Origin of the sequence: Candidatus Uabimicrobium helgolandensis (assembly GCF_041508025.1) — a bacterium.
Lineage (GTDB): Bacteria > Planctomycetota > Uabimicrobiia > Uabimicrobiales > Uabimicrobiaceae > Uabimicrobium > Uabimicrobium helgolandensis.
In genome coordinates this window covers 6,158,014-6,179,189 of record NZ_CP165719.1, presented here as the reverse complement: position 1 = coordinate 6,179,189, position 21,176 = coordinate 6,158,014, and the positions used below count along the sequence as shown (strand labels likewise).

The following is a 21,176-nucleotide window of genomic DNA, read 5'->3' as shown; positions in this document are numbered from 1 at the left end:
CCCATAGCTATTTTTATAAAACAAAGAACCTATATTTTAACACTAGAGCTAGAATATTTTCTAGTTTTATTTGTAGATAGTACTTTATTGCATATTATTGTTTAAGAATATCATTAAAATAATAAAAAATACGAGGAACCAATGAGCAATACAATAGATAATTCCAATTGTAACTTTGAACAATTTGAATTTTATCAACGCGATTTTAGTCAAGAAGTGAAGCTTCCTGAAAAGATCAACTTAGAATTTGATTATGAACATGCACTTTTTCGTAATATTTTGCTAACGGGTGCAACGGGATTCTTTGGCGCTTATCTTTTGGTGGATCTTTTGGAAGAAACAACAGCAAATATATATTGTTTGATTCGTTCGAGTAGTGAAGAACAAGCGCGAGTTAGATTAGAAGATAATTTGAAAAAGTATGGACTTTTTGCGCGGGTTGATTTTAAGCGTATACATTTTGTTCTTGGAGATCTTAGTCAAAAGAATTTTGGCTGGAAAACGAATTTGTATGAGGATTTGAGCAATTGTATTGATGTGATTTACCATTCTGGGGCATCTGTTGTTTATTTTAGATCATACACAACAATGAAGTCTGTAAATGTTGATGGAACAATCGAAATTTTACTTTTTGCATGTCGTAATAAAACAAAACCAGTGCACTATGTTTCTTCTTTTTCTATTGCAAGGTCGGCTTATTATCGACAGAAAAGTGTGATTTATGAAGAGCCTATTTATGGCAAAGGGATGGGAATTAAACTGGGCTATATTCAAAGTAAGTGGGTGGCGGAAAGCATTTGTGAACAAGCACGCTTACGCGGATTACCTATTTCTATTTACAGACCAGGAATTATTTCTGGAAGCCAAAAATCTGGCGTTATGAATCACTATGATTTTATTGTTCGTGTTTTGCTGACTTGCGTATTACTGCAAAAAGCTCCTATTACGAGTACCTATGTTCATTTTACTCCTGTTGATTATTGTAGTAAAGCTATGGTTAAGTTATCAATTAATCCAAATAACATTAATCGTTACTTTCATCTAGTAAATGAAAACCCAATTTTATGGAGTGATTTATTTAAGTGGATAAATGCTCAGGGCTATGATGTTGAAATGATACCTGTTGAGGATTGGTGGGCATTTATAGCAACAAATATAAATTCAAAAAACTTAGTGGCACCTCTATTTATGACTGAAAAAGGAATGCGTGATAAGGTAAAGAACTGGAAAGAAATTGATATATTCTCATGTAAGTTTGATTGTAGTAATGTTAATCAAGGGATGGCTAATGATTCTATTGAATGTCTTTCTGTAAAGGAATTATTAGAAGTTTATTTTTTATACTTCATTAAATCTGGAATGATTTAGGGCCGTTTTGGTTTTGTGCGCGACAAATGAGCAGCTTTGCTAGCTTGATATTTTATAGCTTTTTAGGTGTGCGAAGTTATTTTTTTATTAAGATGCTCATTTTTCGCGTTAAATTTTTTTATTAGGGCGCGTCGATATTTATTTTTCTAGTAAGTTCGGTGTTTTTGAGTATTAAGTAACCTGCCAAAAGTATTTACCCATTGGCATTGTTCTTTTCTAGCTTTGTTGCTCCTCAGTTACGCAGCTACGGCTGTGCGCCATCGTCGCGCCTCGCTATAAAAATAAAGACCTGCATTCAACGGGTAACTACTTTTGTCAAGTCACTTAGTTTTGTTTCTCTTACATAACATTAATTCTGCAAAAGAGATGGAGTGAAGCTATAAATCGAAATAGCAAGTCAGAAGTTTTAGTTACTTTCTTACGCGGGTTTAAATGTATGTGTTATGAAAGAGAGATCGAGGGGCTTTGGTTCTTGTTTTTTTGAAGCGCAGAATTCGCGCTTATTTTATTTCAAAATATAAAAAGATTTTTAATTTTTAAGAATAAAAATTTGCGCTTTTTTTTCTTAACTTAAATAAAGTTAATAGATTAGAGCACTTTTTCTCTTGTCTAGATTGACAAACTTTGTCCGTAGTTTTTATTTGGCACAGATTTCGCTTTTAATCAAACTGGGTAACTTAATAAAAGTATCTATAAAGCGGAAAGCTAAATATGAAAACATATAATTATGAAGAAATCTGTGACATTATTAAAAATGAAATAGCACTTCGATCTGGTATTGGTGCGGAGAAAATTACTTTAGAAAAATCTTTAGAAGAATATGCCCTTGATTCTATCAATGTGGTACGTTTAGCTGCAACTTTAGAAGAAAATCTTAACGTTGATATCGAACCGACTCTCATGTATGAATATGAGAATCTGCAAAAAATGGCAAAACAATTCGAAGTATTACATAAAAAAAACAACATTAAAAAAAGTCAAGAATCGAAAACAGAGATTACTATTCATATTACAGCTAGTTTTACAGCAGAGCCAGTGGAAGAAATTCTCACTTATTGTTTTGAAAAATTGATGTATAGACCTTTACTTAGTTTTGCAGGCTACAATCAAACCTTTCAAGAACTTTTAAACTCTCAAAGCTCTTTGTTCAGAAGTAATGATACAAATATTATGCTCGTGCGTATTGAAGACTGGTTTCGTTTTAGTAAAAGTGTTACTAGTAAGAAAGTAATAGAAACAGTAGATGAATTTACTGCTGCTTTAGAAAATGCTGCTCAACACTTAGGTTTTAAATTAATCTTAGGTCTTTGTCCTCATTCATCTTCACATATAAGAAAACTTGGTATATCAAATATATTAGAACATTTGGATCAAAAAATTCTTGGCATTGCTGATAAATGCAAAAATATTCAGATTTTAGATTTTCGCAAGTTGGACAAAAGTTATGAGATTGGTAGAGTTTATGACGAAGCGCGCGATCAACTCGGTCACATTCCTTTTACTCAGAACTATTTCGCTGCGATGGCGATTGAATTAAGTAAAAAAATATTTCTTTCCCTACAACAACCTCATAAAGTGATTGTTCTTGATTGTGATAATACGCTGTGGAGTGGTGTTTGCGGAGAGGATGGTTATGACGGAGTGGAGATTTCAAAACCGTTTCAAGAATTACAAGAATTTATGATCGAACAAATGCAGAGCGGAAAAATATTGTGCATTGCTAGTAAAAATAGAGAACAAGATGTGCAAGAAGTTTTTGAAAAAAACTCCAACATGATTTTGCAAGAAAAACACATTGTTACCTCACGCGTTAACTGGCAACCTAAATCGCAAAACATAAAGCAAATGTCTGAAGAATTGCAACTAGGGCTTAATAGTTTTATTTTTATCGATGACAACCCAGCAGAATGCGCGGAGGTTAAAAGTACACTTCCACAAGTGTGCGTACTCCATATACCAAAAAATTCTAGCAAAATAATGTCGACGGTACGCCATTTTTGGCCTTTAGAATTAGCAACAGCAGCAACAACTGAAGATAAAAAACGCACTCAAATGTATATTGAAAATAAACAACGTAAAGACTTAGAAGAAAATGTTGTTCGTTTTGATGATTTTTTAGAGCAGTTGCAGGTAGAGATTAATATCGAACCACTAGTAGAAAAAAAACTTCCTAGAGCTGCGCAACTCACACAACGAACAAACCAATTTAATGCAACAACCATCCGCAGGTCTGAGTCAGATATTTACAATTTACTACAAAACTCTCGCTTTGAAGTTTTCTCTGTAGATGTAAAAGATAAATTTGGAGATTACGGCTTTGTGGGACTGATGGTGTGCGAAATACAAGAAAAGGATGTTATTTGCGAAACGTTCTTAATGAGCTGCCGTGTTTTGGGGCGTAAAGTAGAAACTACCATGTTACAAGAACTCGCAAAATTTGCACGTAAAAATGAATGTACACATCTGTGTTTAGATTTTGTACCATCCGAGCGCAATGAACCGCTATACAATTTTTACTCTAGTCTTGATTCATCACTCTCTTTACAAGGTGAAAAACAGCAAATCGTTATCGACATAAATAAAATTAACGAGATAATTCAAAAAGCAAAAATGCAAAGAAGTGTAGATAATAAGCGAAAATTGCAAAATTCAACTGTAGCCGCTCAAGGTTTCTCGGAAGGGCTACAAGAAATCGCAAATTTCCGAGGAGATATAACAAAAATACTAGGTTCTGTTACTTCTGTTTCGAAAATAAAACGCCCTTCCATTTCTACACCTTTCGTTACTCCACGTACAAGCTGGCAAAAGAAATTAGCGACTATCTGGTGTGATGTACTGCGCATGGATAAAGTTGGAATATATGATAATTTTTACGAATTAGGTGGTGATTCGTTGCGCGCAGCTGAGGTCTTTGCAAAAATGTGGGATCTAGGTGTTTCTGATTCTATTTCTCTACAAACTATTCCAAAACCTACTATCGCAGGATTAGCACAAGCTATAGATGATGTGAAAAATGGCAAAAAACCAAGCCTACTCATGGATACTTTCTCATTAGAAGATGAAGCTAAAGTTCCTGAAGACATAATGGGACAACCCTGCAATTTTAAAAATCTTACGATGAAAAATGTCTTTATTACAGGTGCAACGGGATACATCGGTGCATTTTTAATTTCTGAATTATTTATACAATCGACAGTTAATGTTATTTGTCTTGTTAGAGCAGCAACAAAAGAAGATGGCATAGACCGTGTGCGCAGTAATCTTGAGCGTTATAGTTTGTGGAAAGAAAAATATAGCAGCAGACTTGACGTTGTATTAGGAGATTTGACAGAGCCATTATTTGGTCTTTCTCTGGAAGAATTTTCAGATATTGGACGTCGCATAGATACTATTTTTCATTCGGGAGCTTGGGTGAATTTTGTTTATCCATATCAATATTTAGAAAAAGCAAATGTTTTTTCTGTTGAAACAATACTTCGTCTTACAACTAGCCAATCTCACCCTATCCAACTTCATTTTATATCGACGCTTGGCGTTATAATGTCTACAGGTTATCCACGAGGAAATTTAGTTTATGAAACCGAGGAACTGGCACATAGTGAAGATTTACTTAATGGGTATGAACAGTCGAAATTTGTAGGCGACAAAATGGTATGGTTAGCTATGAAAGAACGGCAAATACCAGCAAGCATGTATCGTCCAGGAATGGTTTCAGGATTAAGTGAAAGTGGTACATATCATAAGTTAGATGAATTTCTTCCTTGCTTTTTGAAAGGATGTATTCAAATGGGAAGTTGGCCACTACTTGATACTACTTGGGAAATTGTCCCTATTGATTATTTAGCGAAAGCAATTATACACATCGCCTTAAACCCTAATAGTTTAGGTAAAGCGTATTTTTCATTACATCCAAACCCGCGCCCAGTTGTTGATTTTGTTAAGTGGCACCAAGATGCAGGCTTTAATATTCGCGGTCTCCCTTGGGATGTTTGGAAAAAAGAACTTCTTAGTCAGAAAGGTGAAGCATTACGTCAAAATGCTTTGTTTCCATTTGTAGACTTTATTCGCGCTCTTTCCGAAAAACAAGTTTATTTTCCGCCAACGGATAAAACTCAATTTTTAGATGGTATTGCTGGGAGTGGCATTGAATGTCCAGATCAATTGGTACTTATGGAAAGATACACTGACTATTTTATTAAGCAGGGTTACTATCAAGGACAAGAAAGGTTTACTAATGTCTAGAAAAAGATTTCTCGATAAAGTAATTGTAATTCCAGGTTCTACATCTGGTGTTGGTAAAGCTTCGGCAATTGCTTTTGCTAAAGAAGGTGGAAGAGTTATTGTTTCCGGTCGCCGCGAAGAGCATGGTCAAAAAGTTGTAGACGAGATCAAGACGTTCTCGGGAGAGGCTACTTTTGTTAGGGCAGACGTTAGTTCTCATGAAGATATTAAAAACTTAATGGATAAAACCGTTGAAATTTATGGACGTGTAGATGTGGCATTCAATAATTTTGGTAAGCACGATGATGGAGTTGCTCTTATTGCCGATGTAAAAGAAGAGCACTTTGATGCTCATATGAATATTAGTATGAAATCGGTGTGGTTGTGCATGAAATATCAAATCAAAACGATGCTAAAACAAGGAAAAGGCGATTATGCAATACTCAATAGCTCTTCCATTTCTGGAGTAGGAGGTGGTTGGCCGTTTATTTCTGTTTATTCTATTGCTAAAAGTGGTGTTGATTCGATGAGTAAATCGGCGGCCCAAGAATATGCGCAAAATGGCATTCGTGTTAATTCGTTAGGTGGAGGATTTTTTGATACCGAGATGATTCATACATATTTTGAAGAACTTGCGCAATTTTATGGAATCACAAAAGAGCAGTTGGATGCTGAAATTAACAAATCAATTCCTCTTGGACGTATGGCAACTCCACAAGAGGTCGCTAATACGGTATTGTTTTTATGTTCCGGCGAAGCTTCTTATATCACAGGAGCGAGTATTATTTTAGACGGTGGTATGTCCTCAAAATATCTATAGAAAGAAAAATTATGCGCGAAAAATACAACTATCAACAAATTATTTCTTACAGAGCATCTACGCAGCCACATGATATTGCTTATGTTTTTTTAGATAAACGAGGCGAAGAAGCTGATCGAGTAACTTATGAGCAATTAGATCAACGTATTCAAGTATTGGCAGCACAGTTACAAGTAAATAGTAAGGTTCAAGATCGAGTACTTATTATTCTTGAGAACAATATTGATTATATTGTCGCTTTTTTTGCGTGCATTTATACAAATACTGTTGCTGTTACGATGTATGCTCCGCGTAATCAAGCTCAATTAGAACGAATGATAGGTATTAGTTCCGATTGCGGTGCAGTTTGCGCGATAACAAGTTCTAGCGTTGTGCAAAAATGTAAATGGGATGTATCTTCACTAGAAGAGTTGCAGCATTTACATTTTATTGCGGTAGATGAAACTGATAGTACGAGCATTCCAGCATGGAAAAAACCGCAAATAAATGGAAATGATTTAGCTCTATTACAGTATACTTCTGGATCAACATCATCTCCAAAGGGTGTGATGGTAACGCATGATAATTTAATGACCCAAGGAGAGTATTTAAGAATAGGCTTTAATCTTTCTAAAGAAGATATAAGTGTTTCATGGTTACCGTTATTTCATGATATGGGACTTATTATTGGAGTATTACAATCTTGTTATCTAGGTTTTACGACATACCTTATGGAGCCTATTAGCTTTATTCGCAAACCAGCGATATGGCTGCAAACAGTTAGCAAATATGGAGGAACTTGGAGCGCAGCACCTAATTTTGCTTTTGATTTGTGCGTTGAAACATATTGCGCATCGGATTACCAATCTGTTGATTTAAGTAACTGGAAAGGAATTGTCAATGCTGCAGAGCCAGTACGAAAATCTACTATTGAGAATTTTAGTAAGTGTTTTGCTCATTGTGGTTTTCGTTTAGAGTATTTTAATCCTTCTTACGGAATGGCTGAAGCTACTCTAGATATTTCGTGTGGGGAAGTAGAAAAAGCACCTATTTTTAAATATTTAGACTTAAATAAGTTTCAAAAGAATCAATTAGAGTTTGTGACAGAAGATAGTGAGGTAAAAAAGACAGAAGTAGTGGCGTGCGGTAAAGTTCATCTAGATACAGAAGTTGTTATAGTAAACTTAGATGGTGAATTGTGCAATGAAGATGAAATTGGCGAATTGTGGGTTCGAGGAAAAATAACAGCTAGTGGTTATTGGGATAATGCACAGGCAACAAAAGAAATCTTTAGTGCTTATCTAGAAAATGGTGAAGGTCCGTATTTAAGAACAGGAGATCTTGGTTTTGTATATGAAGGGCGGATATATATCACCGGGCGTAGCAAAGATGTGATTATTATTCATGGTAAGAATCACGCACCTCAAGATATAGAATTCACAGTAGAAAGTGTTAGTGGTGTAAAGAATAATTTCGTCGCAGCGTTTTCGTTAGAAATTGATGACGAAGAACGTTTAATTGTTTTTAGCCAGTTAACGGAGGAAAATGCATCAACAGATTTGATTGCGCGTGTAATTTTTAATCGCGTCGCTCGTAGTCGTGAAGTAAATATTTTTGAAATTGTATTTCTACCTAAAGGGATATTACCAAAAACGACAAGCGGAAAAATTCAACGTAATGCTTGCAAGGAAATATATCGCAAACAAAAATCTTCCTTCAATATTGTAAGAAATCCACTCTACACAAAAACCCAAAAAGTAAGTTAGGATACGCTATGTCGCGCAATATTAGTAGCCTTTTAGCAGAAGAGTCCAATTTTATAGATATATTGGCGAAACATGCACAAAAAATACCTGAAAAGGTCGCATATACATTTGTTGATGGTACACAAGAAAAAACGATTACTTTCGCACAGTTAAATGCAAGCGTACAAATTTTAGCAAACAATTTATCTTCATATATTAACCATGGTGACCGAGTTTTACTCGCTCTTTCACCTAGCCTAGATTTTCCCAAAGCGTTGTTTTCTTGTTTTCATTTGGGAGCAATAGCAGTTCCGTTTTATATTCCTGTGAACAATCAATTTTCGACAGAACTTCTTGCTAAAATTGTTAAAGATGCGGGTATTAAAACAGTGCTAACTAATAGTGAATTACAACCACAGATTAAAAATTCGCTAGAAGAAATAAATTGTTTAGATATTAACGAATTTTATGCGCAGTCATCGTCGCTACAAACGGTAAAGCACCATGATATCGCTCTTTTACTATATACTTCAGGATCAACAGGAGATCCAAAGGGTGTGATGCTGACACACCACAATATTATGCACAACATGTTGTGGTTACAGCATCATAATAATTTGGAAGAGAGTGATGTTGTTCTTACTTGGCTACCTAATAGCCCTGTCGCTGGACTTTATACACGACTACTTGGCATTGTCCTTGGAGGACACACCGTTATTTTTCCTACTTTACATTTTTTACAACAACCGCTGTTATGGTTAGAACTTATATCGAAGTACAATGCTACTTTTAGCGCTGCGCCAAATTTTGCTTACGATCTTTGCTCGCAAACAGTGCAAACAAAATCACTAGAACATTTAAATTTAGATTCTTGGAAAATGGCGATTTCTGGTGGAGAAATTATTCGTATTCGCACTCTTAATCGCTTTATTGATACGTTTGGTAAATATGGCTTCACAGTAGAAAATTTCTTTCCTTATTATGGATCAACAGAAGGTTTATGTATTACTTTGCCGCGCCCAAACCACAAATTAAAGACAATTAGTATAAATAGAGAGCAGCTTATAGAGCAAAAAGTAGATTTTGTTGATAAAAATGATGAGCGAAGTTTAATTTTTGTTAGTAACGGTAGTATTTTTGAGGATGCAACAATAAAAATCGTTGATCCGCAAACACAAAAGATATGCGCTGAAAATTCAATTGGCGAAGTATGGGCTTGTAGTGCAAGTAATACTCAAGGGTATTGGCAAAAAGAGGAATATAGCACAGAAATTTGCCATGCATATTTAGGAGAAGAAGGTCCTTTTTATCGCACTGGAGATTTGGGGTTTTTAAAGAATAATGAGCTATATATAACTGGCCGATTAAAAGAACTTATTATCTTAAATGGAAAAAATTATTATCCTGAAGATATAGAAATATCGGCGTTAGAAAATACTCCAGAGTCTATTGTGTCAGCCGCAGCTTTTTCCGTTGATATAGAAGATAAAGAATCTCTAATTGTGTTACTTGGTTATGAAAAGCAAGTTACTGATATTCAAAAAATAATGGATAACCTACATAAAGTATATAGTCAAAAGCATGGTATTCGCGTGTATGGATTTATTGTAGTTGATGATAATGATATTCCTCGTGCAAGTACGCGCAAAATTAAGCGTAGCGTTTGCCGTAGTTATTACTTGTCAAATCGTTTTAAACTTTGCGCAACAAAGAGCATTCACATTCAAAAATTCTCAGGCCTTATTTCCTTGCCATCTTCTTCTGAAAGTTCCGATAAACTCGTTCAAAATCTAGTAGAATATTTGGGCTCTTCCCTAAATATTGATTTAGATAATATTAACACCAAACAACCAATTTACAATCTTGGTATCGATTCGATTACCATGGTTAAAATTTTAACGGAACTTAACGATCATTTTAATGTACAAATACCTAACTCTATTTTTTTTAGCGAAACTTCTGTAAATCAATTAGCAGTTCTTATTCTTGATTTGTTTTATAAGCGTAGTGTTTGTAATGACTCACTAATAACTTTTGATGAAGAGTTACAACAAGTTCAGTCTTTATGCGGCAATCTTCCAGATATTTCTTTAAAACAAAAAAATGTATTTGTTACGGGAGTAACTGGCTTTTTGGGCAGTTATCTCTTATATGATTTGCTAACTAAATCGAGTTATGAAAAGATATATTGTTTAGTTCGAGCGCATGATAAAAATAGTGCTTTTGAACGTATCAAGGGTTCTGTATATGAATGGCGCGAAGAATTTGCTGATAAGCTTGTCATTGTTACAGGAACGGTTGACGAGGAGTATATGGGGTTATCGGAAGGGGTTTTCTTAGAACTCGCTAAAGAAATAGATTGCGTGATTCACAATGCCGCGAATGTAAACTTCGTAGCTCCTTACGAATATTTGAAAAAAACTAATGTACATAGTTGCTTGGAAATTATACGTCTTGCTACAAAGTTTCGACTAAAGCCAGTACACTTTGTTTCGACATTAGCAGTATTTAATTCGCCACAACGTCCAGAACGAGTAACTGAAAATTCGTATATCGATGATGTGAATACTCTATACTCTGGGTATGCTCAATCAAAATGGGTAGCGGAAAAACTTTTTCAAGAAGCTCAAAATCAATTACTACCAGTTTCGATATATCGCCCAGGTCTTATCACCGGAGATATGAACACAGGGTATTGCAATAGTGATGATTTTTTATGCCGTTTTATCAAGGGTGGGATTCAAAAGCAAAGGTTTCCAGATATAGATATCGAAATAGATATGACCCCTGTTAACTATGTTAGCGAAGCAATTGTTCATCTGCTAGATAAACCAAATCAAGTTTATCACTTAGCAAATCCGCAGCCAATAAAATTAAAATCTTATGTTTCCTGGCTTCAAGAATATGGTTTTTCAGTAGAGTTAATAGATTTTGAATCTTGGCTAAAATTACTAAAGGATAATATGGAAGACAATGCATTGTTTCCTGTACTTCCCTTTATTACAGAAAAGCATCCAACAAACAAGAAAACCATACTTGAATTTTTTGCAAAACGCGAACTAAATTATGATTGTCAGAATACAGTATCGAATGTTTCGCATTGTGTGTCTTGTAGTCCAGTAGATGACAATTTATTACGCATGAATACTTCATATTTGCAGAAAGTAAAATTTTTACCCGAAATTTAGAAGACAATTAGGGCGTATTGACATTTTTTTTCTAGCGGATTTGGTGCTTTTGAGTATTAGGTAACTATTTTTGTCAGGTCACTTACTTTTGCCAAGTCACTTAGTTTTATTATTTTCAGTTACAGAGCAACATTATGTATTTTCAAAACACTTCACTATTGCCCGAAATTATTCAAATTTCGAAACAACCTAGTGTTAATAAGTTGTAAGAATTGATAATAATATTTAATATTGGGTTTAGATGAGCTAATGACTTAGAAAATAGTAGATAGCTTTTACTTATAGAGGAATTCGAATGAATATAATCAAAAAAAGTGATCAACTAAAAAATATCAATTTAGCATTAGCTAATGATGCAGTTGAACAAGAAACAGAATCAACAACAAAAAGCAAACAATCTCCATTGGTTTCAGATCCCGAGCGAAAAATTTCAAAAATAGATTTACTCTCTACATCGGAATATCAGAAATTAGTTAATGTATTTAATGCCACGGATAAAATTTATCCCAATTGTGAACAAACTATTCCAAGTTTGTTTCAACTGCAAGTCACAAAAACTCCTAACTCTACAGCTTTGATATTTGAAGAGGAGCAGTGGAGTTATGACAAACTCAACAATCGCGCTAATCAGTTAGCCCATTATTTGCAAAAGCAAGGAGCGACAGTTGAAACTATGATTGGAATTTCTTTGCCTCGATCTAGTGAATTAGTTGTTGCTTTGCTTGCCGTTTTAAAAGTAGGAGCTGCTTATGTACCAATGGATTCAAACTTTCCTCAAGAACGACTTGATTATATACTTCGGGATTCTCAAGTTACCTTCACTATTGATCATAATTTTTTAATAAAAGCAGTATCTAGCATAAATGAACAATCATGTTGTAATCTTATTATAGAAAGCTCCTTTGAACTAAAAAATACGGCAGCTTATATGATTTACACGTCTGGTAGTACGGGACAACCAAAAGGTGTAATTAATAGCCACTTGGGAGTTGTTAACCGCCTCTTGTGGATGCAAGAACATTACCAATTAACAGAGCAAGATGCAGTGTTACAAAAAACGCCTATTAGTTTTGACGTTTCAGTGTGGGAATTGTTTTGGCCCCTACTAACAGGGGCTAGGTTAGTGATGGCTAAGCCAGAAGGGCACAAAGATCCTAGTTATTTAGCAAGAATTATTTGCGATAAGCGGATTACCACTATTCATTTTGTGCCTTCTATGTTGCAGATTTTTGTAAATCAAGTAGATTCGAGTAAGCTGAAAAGTTTGAAAAATACTATTTGCAGTGGAGAAGTTCTATCTGTAAGTTTGCAAAATGCTTTTTTAAATAAAATACCAGGAAAATTGTACAATTTGTATGGTCCAACGGAAGCTGCTATTGATGTTAGTTATTGGCAATGCCAAGTAGGTTGTTCTAACGTTCCCATAGGCCAACCAATTGCTAACATTCGCCTGTATATTCTTGATAATAATCTTGATTTAGTATCTGTAGGAGTAGCAGGTCAATTATATATTTCAGGCGTGGGAGTTGCGAGGGGTTACTGGAATAAAGCGGCATTAACAGCCCAAAAATTTATTCCCAATCCTTTTGGCCGCGAACTAGGCGAAATAATGTATCAAACAGGTGATTTAGCGCGTTGGTTACCAGATGGCAATATTGAGTATTTAGGACGTATCGATTTCCAAGTGAAAATTCGCGGTTTTCGTATAGAGTTAGGTGAAATAGAAAATAAGCTACTTACTATTCCGCAAATTGCTAAAGCAATTGTCACAGCAGTAGAATACAACGGTGATAAGGTATTAGTTGCTTATATAGAGAAGTATGATTTAGAAGACATATCTTCTAAAGATATTAGTGAATTATTGCAAACGAGTCTTCCAGATTATATGATTCCCCCTCATATTGTGGAAGTTAAATTTACATTGAATCACAATGGTAAGATTGATCGTAAAACGTTGCCTCAAATAACTCCGCAAAAATCGGAAAGTAATTTTGTTGTATATACTAATGAAGTAGAAAATGATGTTTTAAAAATTTGGCAAAATTTATTGGGTATATTTACTATAAAAATGGAAGATGATTTTTTCCAATTAGGTGGTAATTCACTACTTGCAACGCAATTACTTTTTGAAGTTCAAAGAGAGTTTCGAGGTGAAATTTCCCTAGATGATATATATAAGAATCAAACGTTTGGCAAGTTTTGCAATCTAGTTCGTGGTATTGAATGTAGTGGTTTAGATTCTAATATTGTGCTATTGAAATCCGGTAGTCGTCGCCCTCTTTTTTTGGTTCCGGATTTAGGAGGAGATACTGCTTCTTACAGACATATAGTAGAACATCTAGATTCTGAACAAACTATTTACAGTTTTCGCCCTGCCGGGCAAAAAGATGATCAAAACCCGATAAAAACCATCTCTGGAATGGCTGATTTTTATATTGAACTTATGAAGAAAATTCAGCCACACGGACCATATATTATTGGAGGTCTATCAATGGCTGGTTCCGTTGCTTATGAAATGGCTCAGAAATTAACAGCGCAACAAGAAAAAGTTCCTATTCTCGTTCTTTTTGATGCTGATAGTGGGCTTGGATTTAATAAGGATTCAATGCGTAGTCTAATAGACATATTTAAATTTATGTGGGAACGTATGTTTATTTCTGTTTTTCGTCCTACTAAAATGAGTCGCAAGCGAATTAAAAAAACAGCATCTTTTATAAAACTCGCATGGCAAGCAGAAATAAATGAAGAAGATTGCTATGTTTGCGAAACAGAAGAGGAACAACGTCAACAAATATTATCGCAGTTGAAGAATGCGAGAAAGTTTCCTCCCTATGTTACATTACAGCAATTTCAAAAAATTTCGCAATTGTCTGCTATAAATTATTTATCAACTTTTTGTTATTTTCCACGCAAGTATCTAGGAAAGATTTTGTTTTTTAAGCCAACACAGAAAACGCAAAATTTTACTTGTGTAGATTACGAAAAATGGAAAAGTCTGGCTAGAAAAGGACTTACGCTTTATGAAATACCAGGTGACCACTTTAATTTTTTCTTGAATCCGTCAGCCAAAGAGATAGCAAGGAAACTGCAGTATTATATCGATAATGAATTAGATTTGTAGATTACTTTTATAAAGAAAGATAATAATGTTAATAAGAAAAGCACAGCCTTGTGATTCTAAAGAGTCCAGCAAATTAATCTATGAGTCTGGCTCAAAGATATGTGACTTTATGTTTAAGACAAAAAGAAAAGATACTTTAGACTTTATTAAATTTGAATTTAATTCAAATAAAGGTTTTTTTAGTCATAAAAATATGTTCACTGGAGTAGTTGATACAGAAATTGTTGCAAATATAGGAACTTATTTCGAATACAAATTAAAAAATCTTATGATTGAGACATTGATAAATGCTTTTAAATTTTATTCTTTTGGTGAGTTTATCCAAGTGTTTAAAAGAATAATATACCTCAAAAAAATTACTCCGAATTTAAAACCATTGTCTTTATACGTTGGAAATTTAGCGATAAAAAAACAGTATCGCGAAAAAGGCTATGGTACTCAGCTGATAAACTCTGTAATAATATTTGCACAAGAACAGCAACAAGAATTTCTTTGTTTTGATGTTTATGAAGATAATAAAAGAGCTATAAAACTATATGAAAGAATAGGATGTATAAAAGGAGGTACTGATAGCGTGTTTCTCGCGTCTGAATTACTACCTAAGCAAATAAGAATGTTTAAAAAATTAGGCTGTTCTAATTAGCTAACTAGGCTGAGGCGCAATATTACTATATTTTGTGGTGTTAATTTTTTATAACTAAAACCACAAGAAACTCATTTTCAGTACTACGCACATTTACTTTGGTGATTTTGGTCATAATATTTGAATAGCTACTTTTTCGCTTATAAAATACGAGAGAGGAATGTGATCTCTAATCTAAACATCCTTTTTTAAATCGGCGCGAACTAAAACCACAAGAAATTCATTCCCAATACTTTACAAGTACTGCAATCCCCAAATTAGTCAGTGCATGTATCATAATACACACCCACAGAGAACGTAGGCATCTATAAATGAGTGCGCAATATCCAATAAACTTCTGGATTTGCTATCATTTCTAATTTTTGAGAAGAAAATGAGTCGGTGATAGTTAAAAAAATGTAATATGGCGCGATCCATAGTAATAAGTAACTTGACAAAAGTAGTTACCCGTTGAATGCAGGGCTTTATTTTTATAGCGCGGCGCGACGAAGGCGCGCAGCTGTAGCTGCGTAACAGAGGAGCAACAAAGCTAGAAAATTAAAAAACAAAATGCCAATGGGTAAATACTTTTGGCAGGTCACTTAGTAGAAAAGGAGTAAAAGCAATGCTGTAGACAACATCATGAAAATACAGTTTCTTAAAAAAATAACGATTAGAAATGAGTAAAATTCCTACAATTACTATTTTGATGGCGTACACAAACCACAACGCTAGAAAGTCATTTAACAAATTTAATAACACATAGCAAAAATAAGGCGCAATAAATGCAAAAGATAGCTGTTCATAGGTTTTTGTTTGTGGTAATAAATTGAAGTTATTCATAATTAATTCCTTGTAAATCATACAATGTAGTTTTTCCTTTTATTAATTTAGCTTTTTCTATAATATAGTCCATTATTATTTGCTAAGTAACATCATTTATTCTATAGATAAAGATCACTCGAGGAGGAACTGTGGAAGACCTACCTTCTGTTACTGATATTTTGGTAAAACTAAAGTCAATAGTTAGTAACTCAAGCCAAGAAGACTCTTACTTACATATGCTCAAACTAATTGCCATAAAATTTGACTGTGCACAAATAACTTTATGTATTACAAAACAACAAAACAAAACAATATACAGTAAGCTGTTTGTTAATTGGGATGCAGAGAAACAGTCCTCAACAATAATCGACAATTTTATATCTATTGCAGAAATAAAACAGAGCAATTTCTCAAAATACGCATCAAGCTTAGATAAGCAGCCTAAACAAAAATTAGTTGTCAGCAAAGATAAATACGAAGCTAGTTTTCGCTCTACTCTTTATTATTTTGTTTTCAAAATGCCGAAAAAAATGTCGATTATGGAACAATATTTGCTATCACAATTTATAGAGTTTTTTAGTGTAGTGTTGCCAACTTTTTTTCAAATAACACAACTTACAAAAAATATTATTTCCTACGAAAATGAAAACGACTTACTAAAAGAAACAATGTCTCATCAAAATGATGCGCGTTCAGAATTAAAATATTCCTATTCTGAAATTACCGGTGAGAGTAAGCCTTTCTTGGAATTGTTACAGTATCTAGATAAAGTTATTGAGCATTCCGATAAAAACGATTTACTGTATCTCCATGGAGAATCAGGCACAGGAAAGTCAATGCTTGCCAAAGCTATACACCGTTATAGTAGTCGTAGTTCAAAAAGGTTTGTTGAGATAAATTGCGGAGCTATTGTTGAAAATCTGTGTGAAGCTGAGTTTTTGGGCGTTGCTGCAAATTCGGGTGTTGCAAATGTAAATCAGGATGGAAAGCCAGGTTTATTCGAGTTGGCCGACGGAGGTACTCTTTTTTTGGATGAAATCTCAGAGCTGTCATTAACGATGCAAGCTTCTTTGCTTACAGTAATCGAAGGTAAACCGTTTCGCCGCGTATGCGGTAGTAAAGATATAAAAGTAGATGTGCGTATTATTAGTGCTAGTATACACGATATAAAAACAATGCCCGATTTTTTACCTGAGTTAGCACAAAGATTGGACGGTATTCGCCTTGAGATTCCGCCACTACGTGAGCGAAAACAGGACATTGATAAATTGATCGACTATTTTTGCAAACAATTGAGTCCAAGTAGGCAGAAGAATATCACTCCGGAAATGCGCAAAGCGTTTGTTTCTTATGATTGGCCTGGCAATATAAGAGAGTTAGCTAATTATATACGCCGATGCTCAATTGATGGCAAAATACCACAGCATTTAGTAAAGACTAATACAAGCACTTATAGGTATTACAATCAAATGAGTACCTATGAAGAACTATTACACATTGAAAAAACCGCAATTATTAAAAGTAGAATATATTCTATGTTAAAAGAAAATCCTCGTTGCAATTTAGATGATATGGCAGAGAGTTTTGGTTTGAAGCGCGATGCTTTGCGAAGAAGATTACAAGAAGTTGGCTATACTTGGGAAAAAATAAAGAAGGAATGTTTAGACAGGTAGAATATGAATGATGACCATTTACGCATTATGAAACTTTTAAAAGAACAAGGAATTTCTCAAAGACTAATGCTGAAAACTTGGGAAGATTGTCCTCATAATTGTGATGCTGTTTCCTGGTTTAAGAATGAGTTGGTTGCGCGTGGTTATGTTTCTGAATATACAATGGAAGATATTTGCGAACTATCGAGTGATGTAGAGTTAGATTCTTTGGACGCTTGTAAAACATTCGAGCGTTTTACTTTGTTGTCGGAGTTAGGGCAAGGAGGAATGGGTAAGGTATATCTTGCATTTGATCCGCATCTAAATAAGAATATTGCTTTAAAAATGTTGATTGTCCAGTCTTCTGATAAAATAAAAAATCGCTTTATTGCAGAAGGCCAAATTCTAGCGAGGCTACATCATAAAAATATTGTTAAGTTTTACGAAATAAATCAACACCAAGACAAGTTTTATTTAACAATGGATTATGTCGATGGTGTAACGCTTGATAAGTGGGTTTTACAAAAAAATATTAATCAAAAAATACTCGTCGATGTGTTCCAGACTATTTGTTTTGCTGTCCACGAAATTCATCGATTAGATATAGTACATCGCGATTTAAAACCACAAAATATAATGATAAACAATTTAAATCAACCAATCATTATGGATTTTGGAGTGGCTAAAAGTCGCGAAATTAAATTCTCTACTTTGAATATTCTTGGTACTCCAAATTATATGTCTCCTGAGCAAACAAAAGGTAAGGCCCTTGACTCAAGCAGCGATGTATTTTCTCTAGGTATTATTTTTTATGAGCTTCTGACAAAACGACTTCCTTTTGTTGGCGAAAATGACTATGAAATTTTTACCAACATTCTATCGCAAGAGCCTACTTCTCCCAAAGTAATTTCACCTCGTTTAAAGAACGATTTAGAAACGATTTGTTTAAAATGCTTGCGAAAAGAAAAAGGGCAACGTTATCACAGTGCACTTGAAATAGCAGATGATATCGAACGTTTCAAGAATAATAGAGTTATTCTGGCAAAACCAATGAGTCGATTGTCTAAATTGAATAAATGGATACTACGCAATAAATTAACAACTACTATTCTACTTTTATCTATTCTTATAATTGTTTCTCTTTTTACATTTTACATTCGATCTGTACAGGCTTTTTCAAAAGCAAGCACTGCTTCAGCGAATAAGGCAAATTTACGCGTTGCGCAAATTGCTCTATCAAGATCTAGAATAGCCTACCAAGAAAAAAAATGGCGAAACTCAGGGGCCTTGGCAGGTGTTTCTTTACAGTCGTTGCTTTCACTTAAAGGAGAGCAAGTAGAAAAAATGCGTAACCATGGCGAGGAGCTTATACGCTTAAACCTACTACAACACTCTTTACTATGGAAAAAAAAGGGGATTACTCTCGTTGGTAACGACCGCTTTGGCTATTACAAAGGAAATACATTTTATATTCGGTATATTGAAAGTGATGATTGCGTTTTTACAACGACAAAACTGGATATCACAAGTGAAAATATGCCTTACTTTAGCGATGATGGGAGTTTATTTGCATTTGCTACTAAAAACAAACAAGTACAAATTTGGAATGTAGCAGCAAAAAAAATAATACAGATAATACCATTTCCTAGCATCTATAGACATCGTATTTGTTTTAGCCCAAAAAATACATATGTTGCTTTGTATTCAAAGAACTTTAAAAAAGCTTATATTTGGAGCCTTGAGAAGAAAAAACAAATAAGAGAGTATAAGTGTACCGGTGATCGTAATAACAGGCATGTACGTTTTAGTGACGACGAAACAATGTTTGCTTATAGTGATGATCATGATATCTTTGTAGAAAATCTTCAAACCAAGAACAGAAAAAAACTTGCTACAACCAATAGCGATGTTCTCTCATTATGTTTTGTGAATAATGAAAAACTTATTTCCGCAACTATCCATGGAACGGTCAATGTATGGCGCATTCGCGATGGAAAAGCTACCTTTGCGGAACGTAATAAAGGCACACAAGTAGCACTTAGTGAGTCTAAAGAAATCTTCGCTTCGATATTTCGCGGAAATATCTTTGTTTGGGATTTAGATTTAGGACGTTTGCTTCATTCTTTTAAGATAAATGAAGAACTACATCACTCGCAATTAAAATTCGTAAATAAAGACCAACAATTACTATGTTGTACTAATGACGATATCAGCTGTTGGCGTATTTTTTATAGCAAGCGTCTTTTTGATATACCGCAAATTCATCCACTTGCGCAAATAGATATAAATCATGATTCCTCTGTTTTGTCGTATGTATCCCCGATGGAAAAAGTATTCACTTTATGGAATCTAAACACTAGAGAAAAAATGTTAGATGTTGAGCATCCTGATATCGTTACTTCTCTATACTTTAGCAGAAAGAAGAATATTGCTGTCACTGCGTGTAAAGATGGAAAAATTCGTTTATGGAAAAATAGAAAGCTACAAGTTATCCATGATCTACATTTAGAGCCCGCTAGTGTCGCAAAATTTCATCCCAATAACGATCATATCATTGTTTCTGCAGCAGGAACAACAATCTTGATACATAACCGTCTAACCAAAAAAACAATCACTCTCCGCGGACACAAAACATCCATTGTAAATTTATCGTTTTCGCACAATGGCAAAATGCTTGCTTCTGTCGGAGAAAAAGTCATGTTATGGGATTTGGAGACAAACCAGCTTTTCGACACGCTACCTTGCACATTGAATTATGAATATAAAATAAGACTAGGATTTTCCGCTAACAATAACTTACTTATGGTTTGCAATTTTCACCAAGTAGATTTTTGGGATATTCAACAACGAAAAACTTATCTCTCTCTCGATTTTGGCAATGGGAACAGTTGTATATTTTCTCCTTATTATAATCGGTTTATTTATGCAGACTTTCGCTACCGTCTAGTGGAAGAAAATTATGGCTATACAATACAAAATTTTTATTATGGTTGGGTTCGATCGTGGGCAATGGCTTCTAGCAAACAAGGAATTTTTGCAGTGTGCATGTCTGGCGGAATCAAAGTTCTACAGCTTCCGGCTTTCCCAAACTATACAGTAGACAAGCTTCCTAAATGGCACAAATTTTTTCCTCTCGCGTCAAAATCATTTTCGAACAATTCTAATTTTAATTTACGACCTGATGTTCCAGGTTGGTTTATTGAGTCTGCCCTAAAAGAATCCCCTCAGTTACTAACGGAAATATTGTTCAAAAGAAAAGTTAAGAATGATCTTAGCTTTGAATAAGTATTTTTTTTCTAAGAATTTTTTCCTCAATTATGTGCTAATTTTTCATAAATTCACGCGGAAATCGAGTGACAGTTTGATCATCTTTTTAAGGTAGTATTTTTAGTGTTTTTGGCTGAATAATATTTCACGTGAATTTCGCGTGAAATAAAACAATCCTTGTAATGATAAATTTTACAGTACTTTATGATTCACGCATTTTTTGCGTTGTAATTGTATATTCCTCCATGTAAGGTCCAATATTTGTTACATATGGTCGAAAAGGCCTAATAAATACTGGCATCTTTTTTGCATAACTAAAAATTGCTATAGCATTGGTAGTTATAACAAAGCTACTTTGTTAGTAGTAG

10 protein-coding genes are annotated in these 21,176 nt (G+C 34.3%); 9 read left to right on the top strand and 1 reads right to left on the bottom strand.

Annotated elements, in window-relative coordinates:
- Positions 1–141 precede the first annotated feature (141 nt).
- From UABHE_RS22925 to UABHE_RS22895, 7 genes are all read left to right on the top strand, one after another.
- The gene (locus tag UABHE_RS22925) at positions 142–1,368 is read left to right on the top strand and encodes a thioester reductase domain-containing protein (RefSeq protein WP_372365624.1); all 1,227 of its coding nucleotides are present in this window, start codon (positions 142–144) and stop codon (positions 1,366–1,368) included.
- Between the two features lie 711 nt (positions 1,369–2,079).
- Positions 2,080–5,610 carry a thioester reductase domain-containing protein gene (locus tag UABHE_RS22920; RefSeq protein WP_372365623.1) on the top strand — a complete coding sequence of 1,177 codons (3,531 nt, stop codon included), beginning with the start codon at positions 2,080–2,082 and terminating at the stop codon, positions 5,608–5,610.
- Positions 5,603–6,409: an SDR family oxidoreductase gene (locus tag UABHE_RS22915; protein ID WP_372365622.1), complete on the top strand. Its 807-nt coding sequence runs from the start codon at positions 5,603–5,605 to the stop codon at positions 6,407–6,409. The genes UABHE_RS22920 and UABHE_RS22915 overlap by 8 nt, the downstream gene beginning before the upstream one ends.
- 11 nt (positions 6,410–6,420) lie before the next feature.
- Positions 6,421–8,154 (top strand): fatty acyl-AMP ligase, encoded by a 1,734-nt coding sequence (locus tag UABHE_RS22910; protein ID WP_372365621.1) that lies wholly within the window; start codon positions 6,421–6,423, stop codon positions 8,152–8,154.
- An 8-nt stretch (positions 8,155–8,162) separates the two neighbouring features.
- Positions 8,163–11,321 (top strand): thioester reductase domain-containing protein, encoded by a 3,159-nt coding sequence (locus tag UABHE_RS22905; protein WP_372365620.1) that lies wholly within the window; start codon positions 8,163–8,165, stop codon positions 11,319–11,321.
- A 295-nt stretch (positions 11,322–11,616) separates the two neighbouring features.
- Positions 11,617–14,442, top strand: a complete 2,826-nt coding sequence (locus UABHE_RS22900; RefSeq protein ID WP_372365619.1) for an amino acid adenylation domain-containing protein — start codon at positions 11,617–11,619, stop codon at positions 14,440–14,442.
- A 25-nt stretch (positions 14,443–14,467) separates the two neighbouring features.
- A complete protein-coding gene (locus tag UABHE_RS22895; RefSeq protein WP_372365618.1) occupies positions 14,468–15,085 on the top strand; it encodes a GNAT family N-acetyltransferase in 618 nt (205 codons plus the stop codon).
- A 537-nt stretch (positions 15,086–15,622) separates the two neighbouring features.
- Here UABHE_RS22895 and UABHE_RS22890 read toward each other — a convergent pair.
- On the bottom strand, positions 15,623–15,907 hold the full coding sequence (locus UABHE_RS22890) for a hypothetical protein (RefSeq protein ID WP_372365617.1): 285 nt from the start codon (positions 15,905–15,907) through the stop codon (positions 15,623–15,625).
- A 131-nt stretch (positions 15,908–16,038) separates the two neighbouring features.
- On the opposite strand from UABHE_RS22890, the gene UABHE_RS22885 reads away from it, so the two are divergent.
- Both UABHE_RS22885 and UABHE_RS22880 read left to right on the top strand, forming a co-directional pair.
- Positions 16,039–17,562 (top strand): sigma 54-interacting transcriptional regulator, encoded by a 1,524-nt coding sequence (locus UABHE_RS22885; protein ID WP_372365616.1) that lies wholly within the window; start codon positions 16,039–16,041, stop codon positions 17,560–17,562.
- A 3-nt stretch (positions 17,563–17,565) separates the two neighbouring features.
- Positions 17,566–20,826, top strand: a complete 3,261-nt coding sequence (locus tag UABHE_RS22880) for a protein kinase (RefSeq protein WP_372365615.1) — start codon at positions 17,566–17,568, stop codon at positions 20,824–20,826.
- Positions 20,827–21,176: the final 350 nt, after the last annotated feature.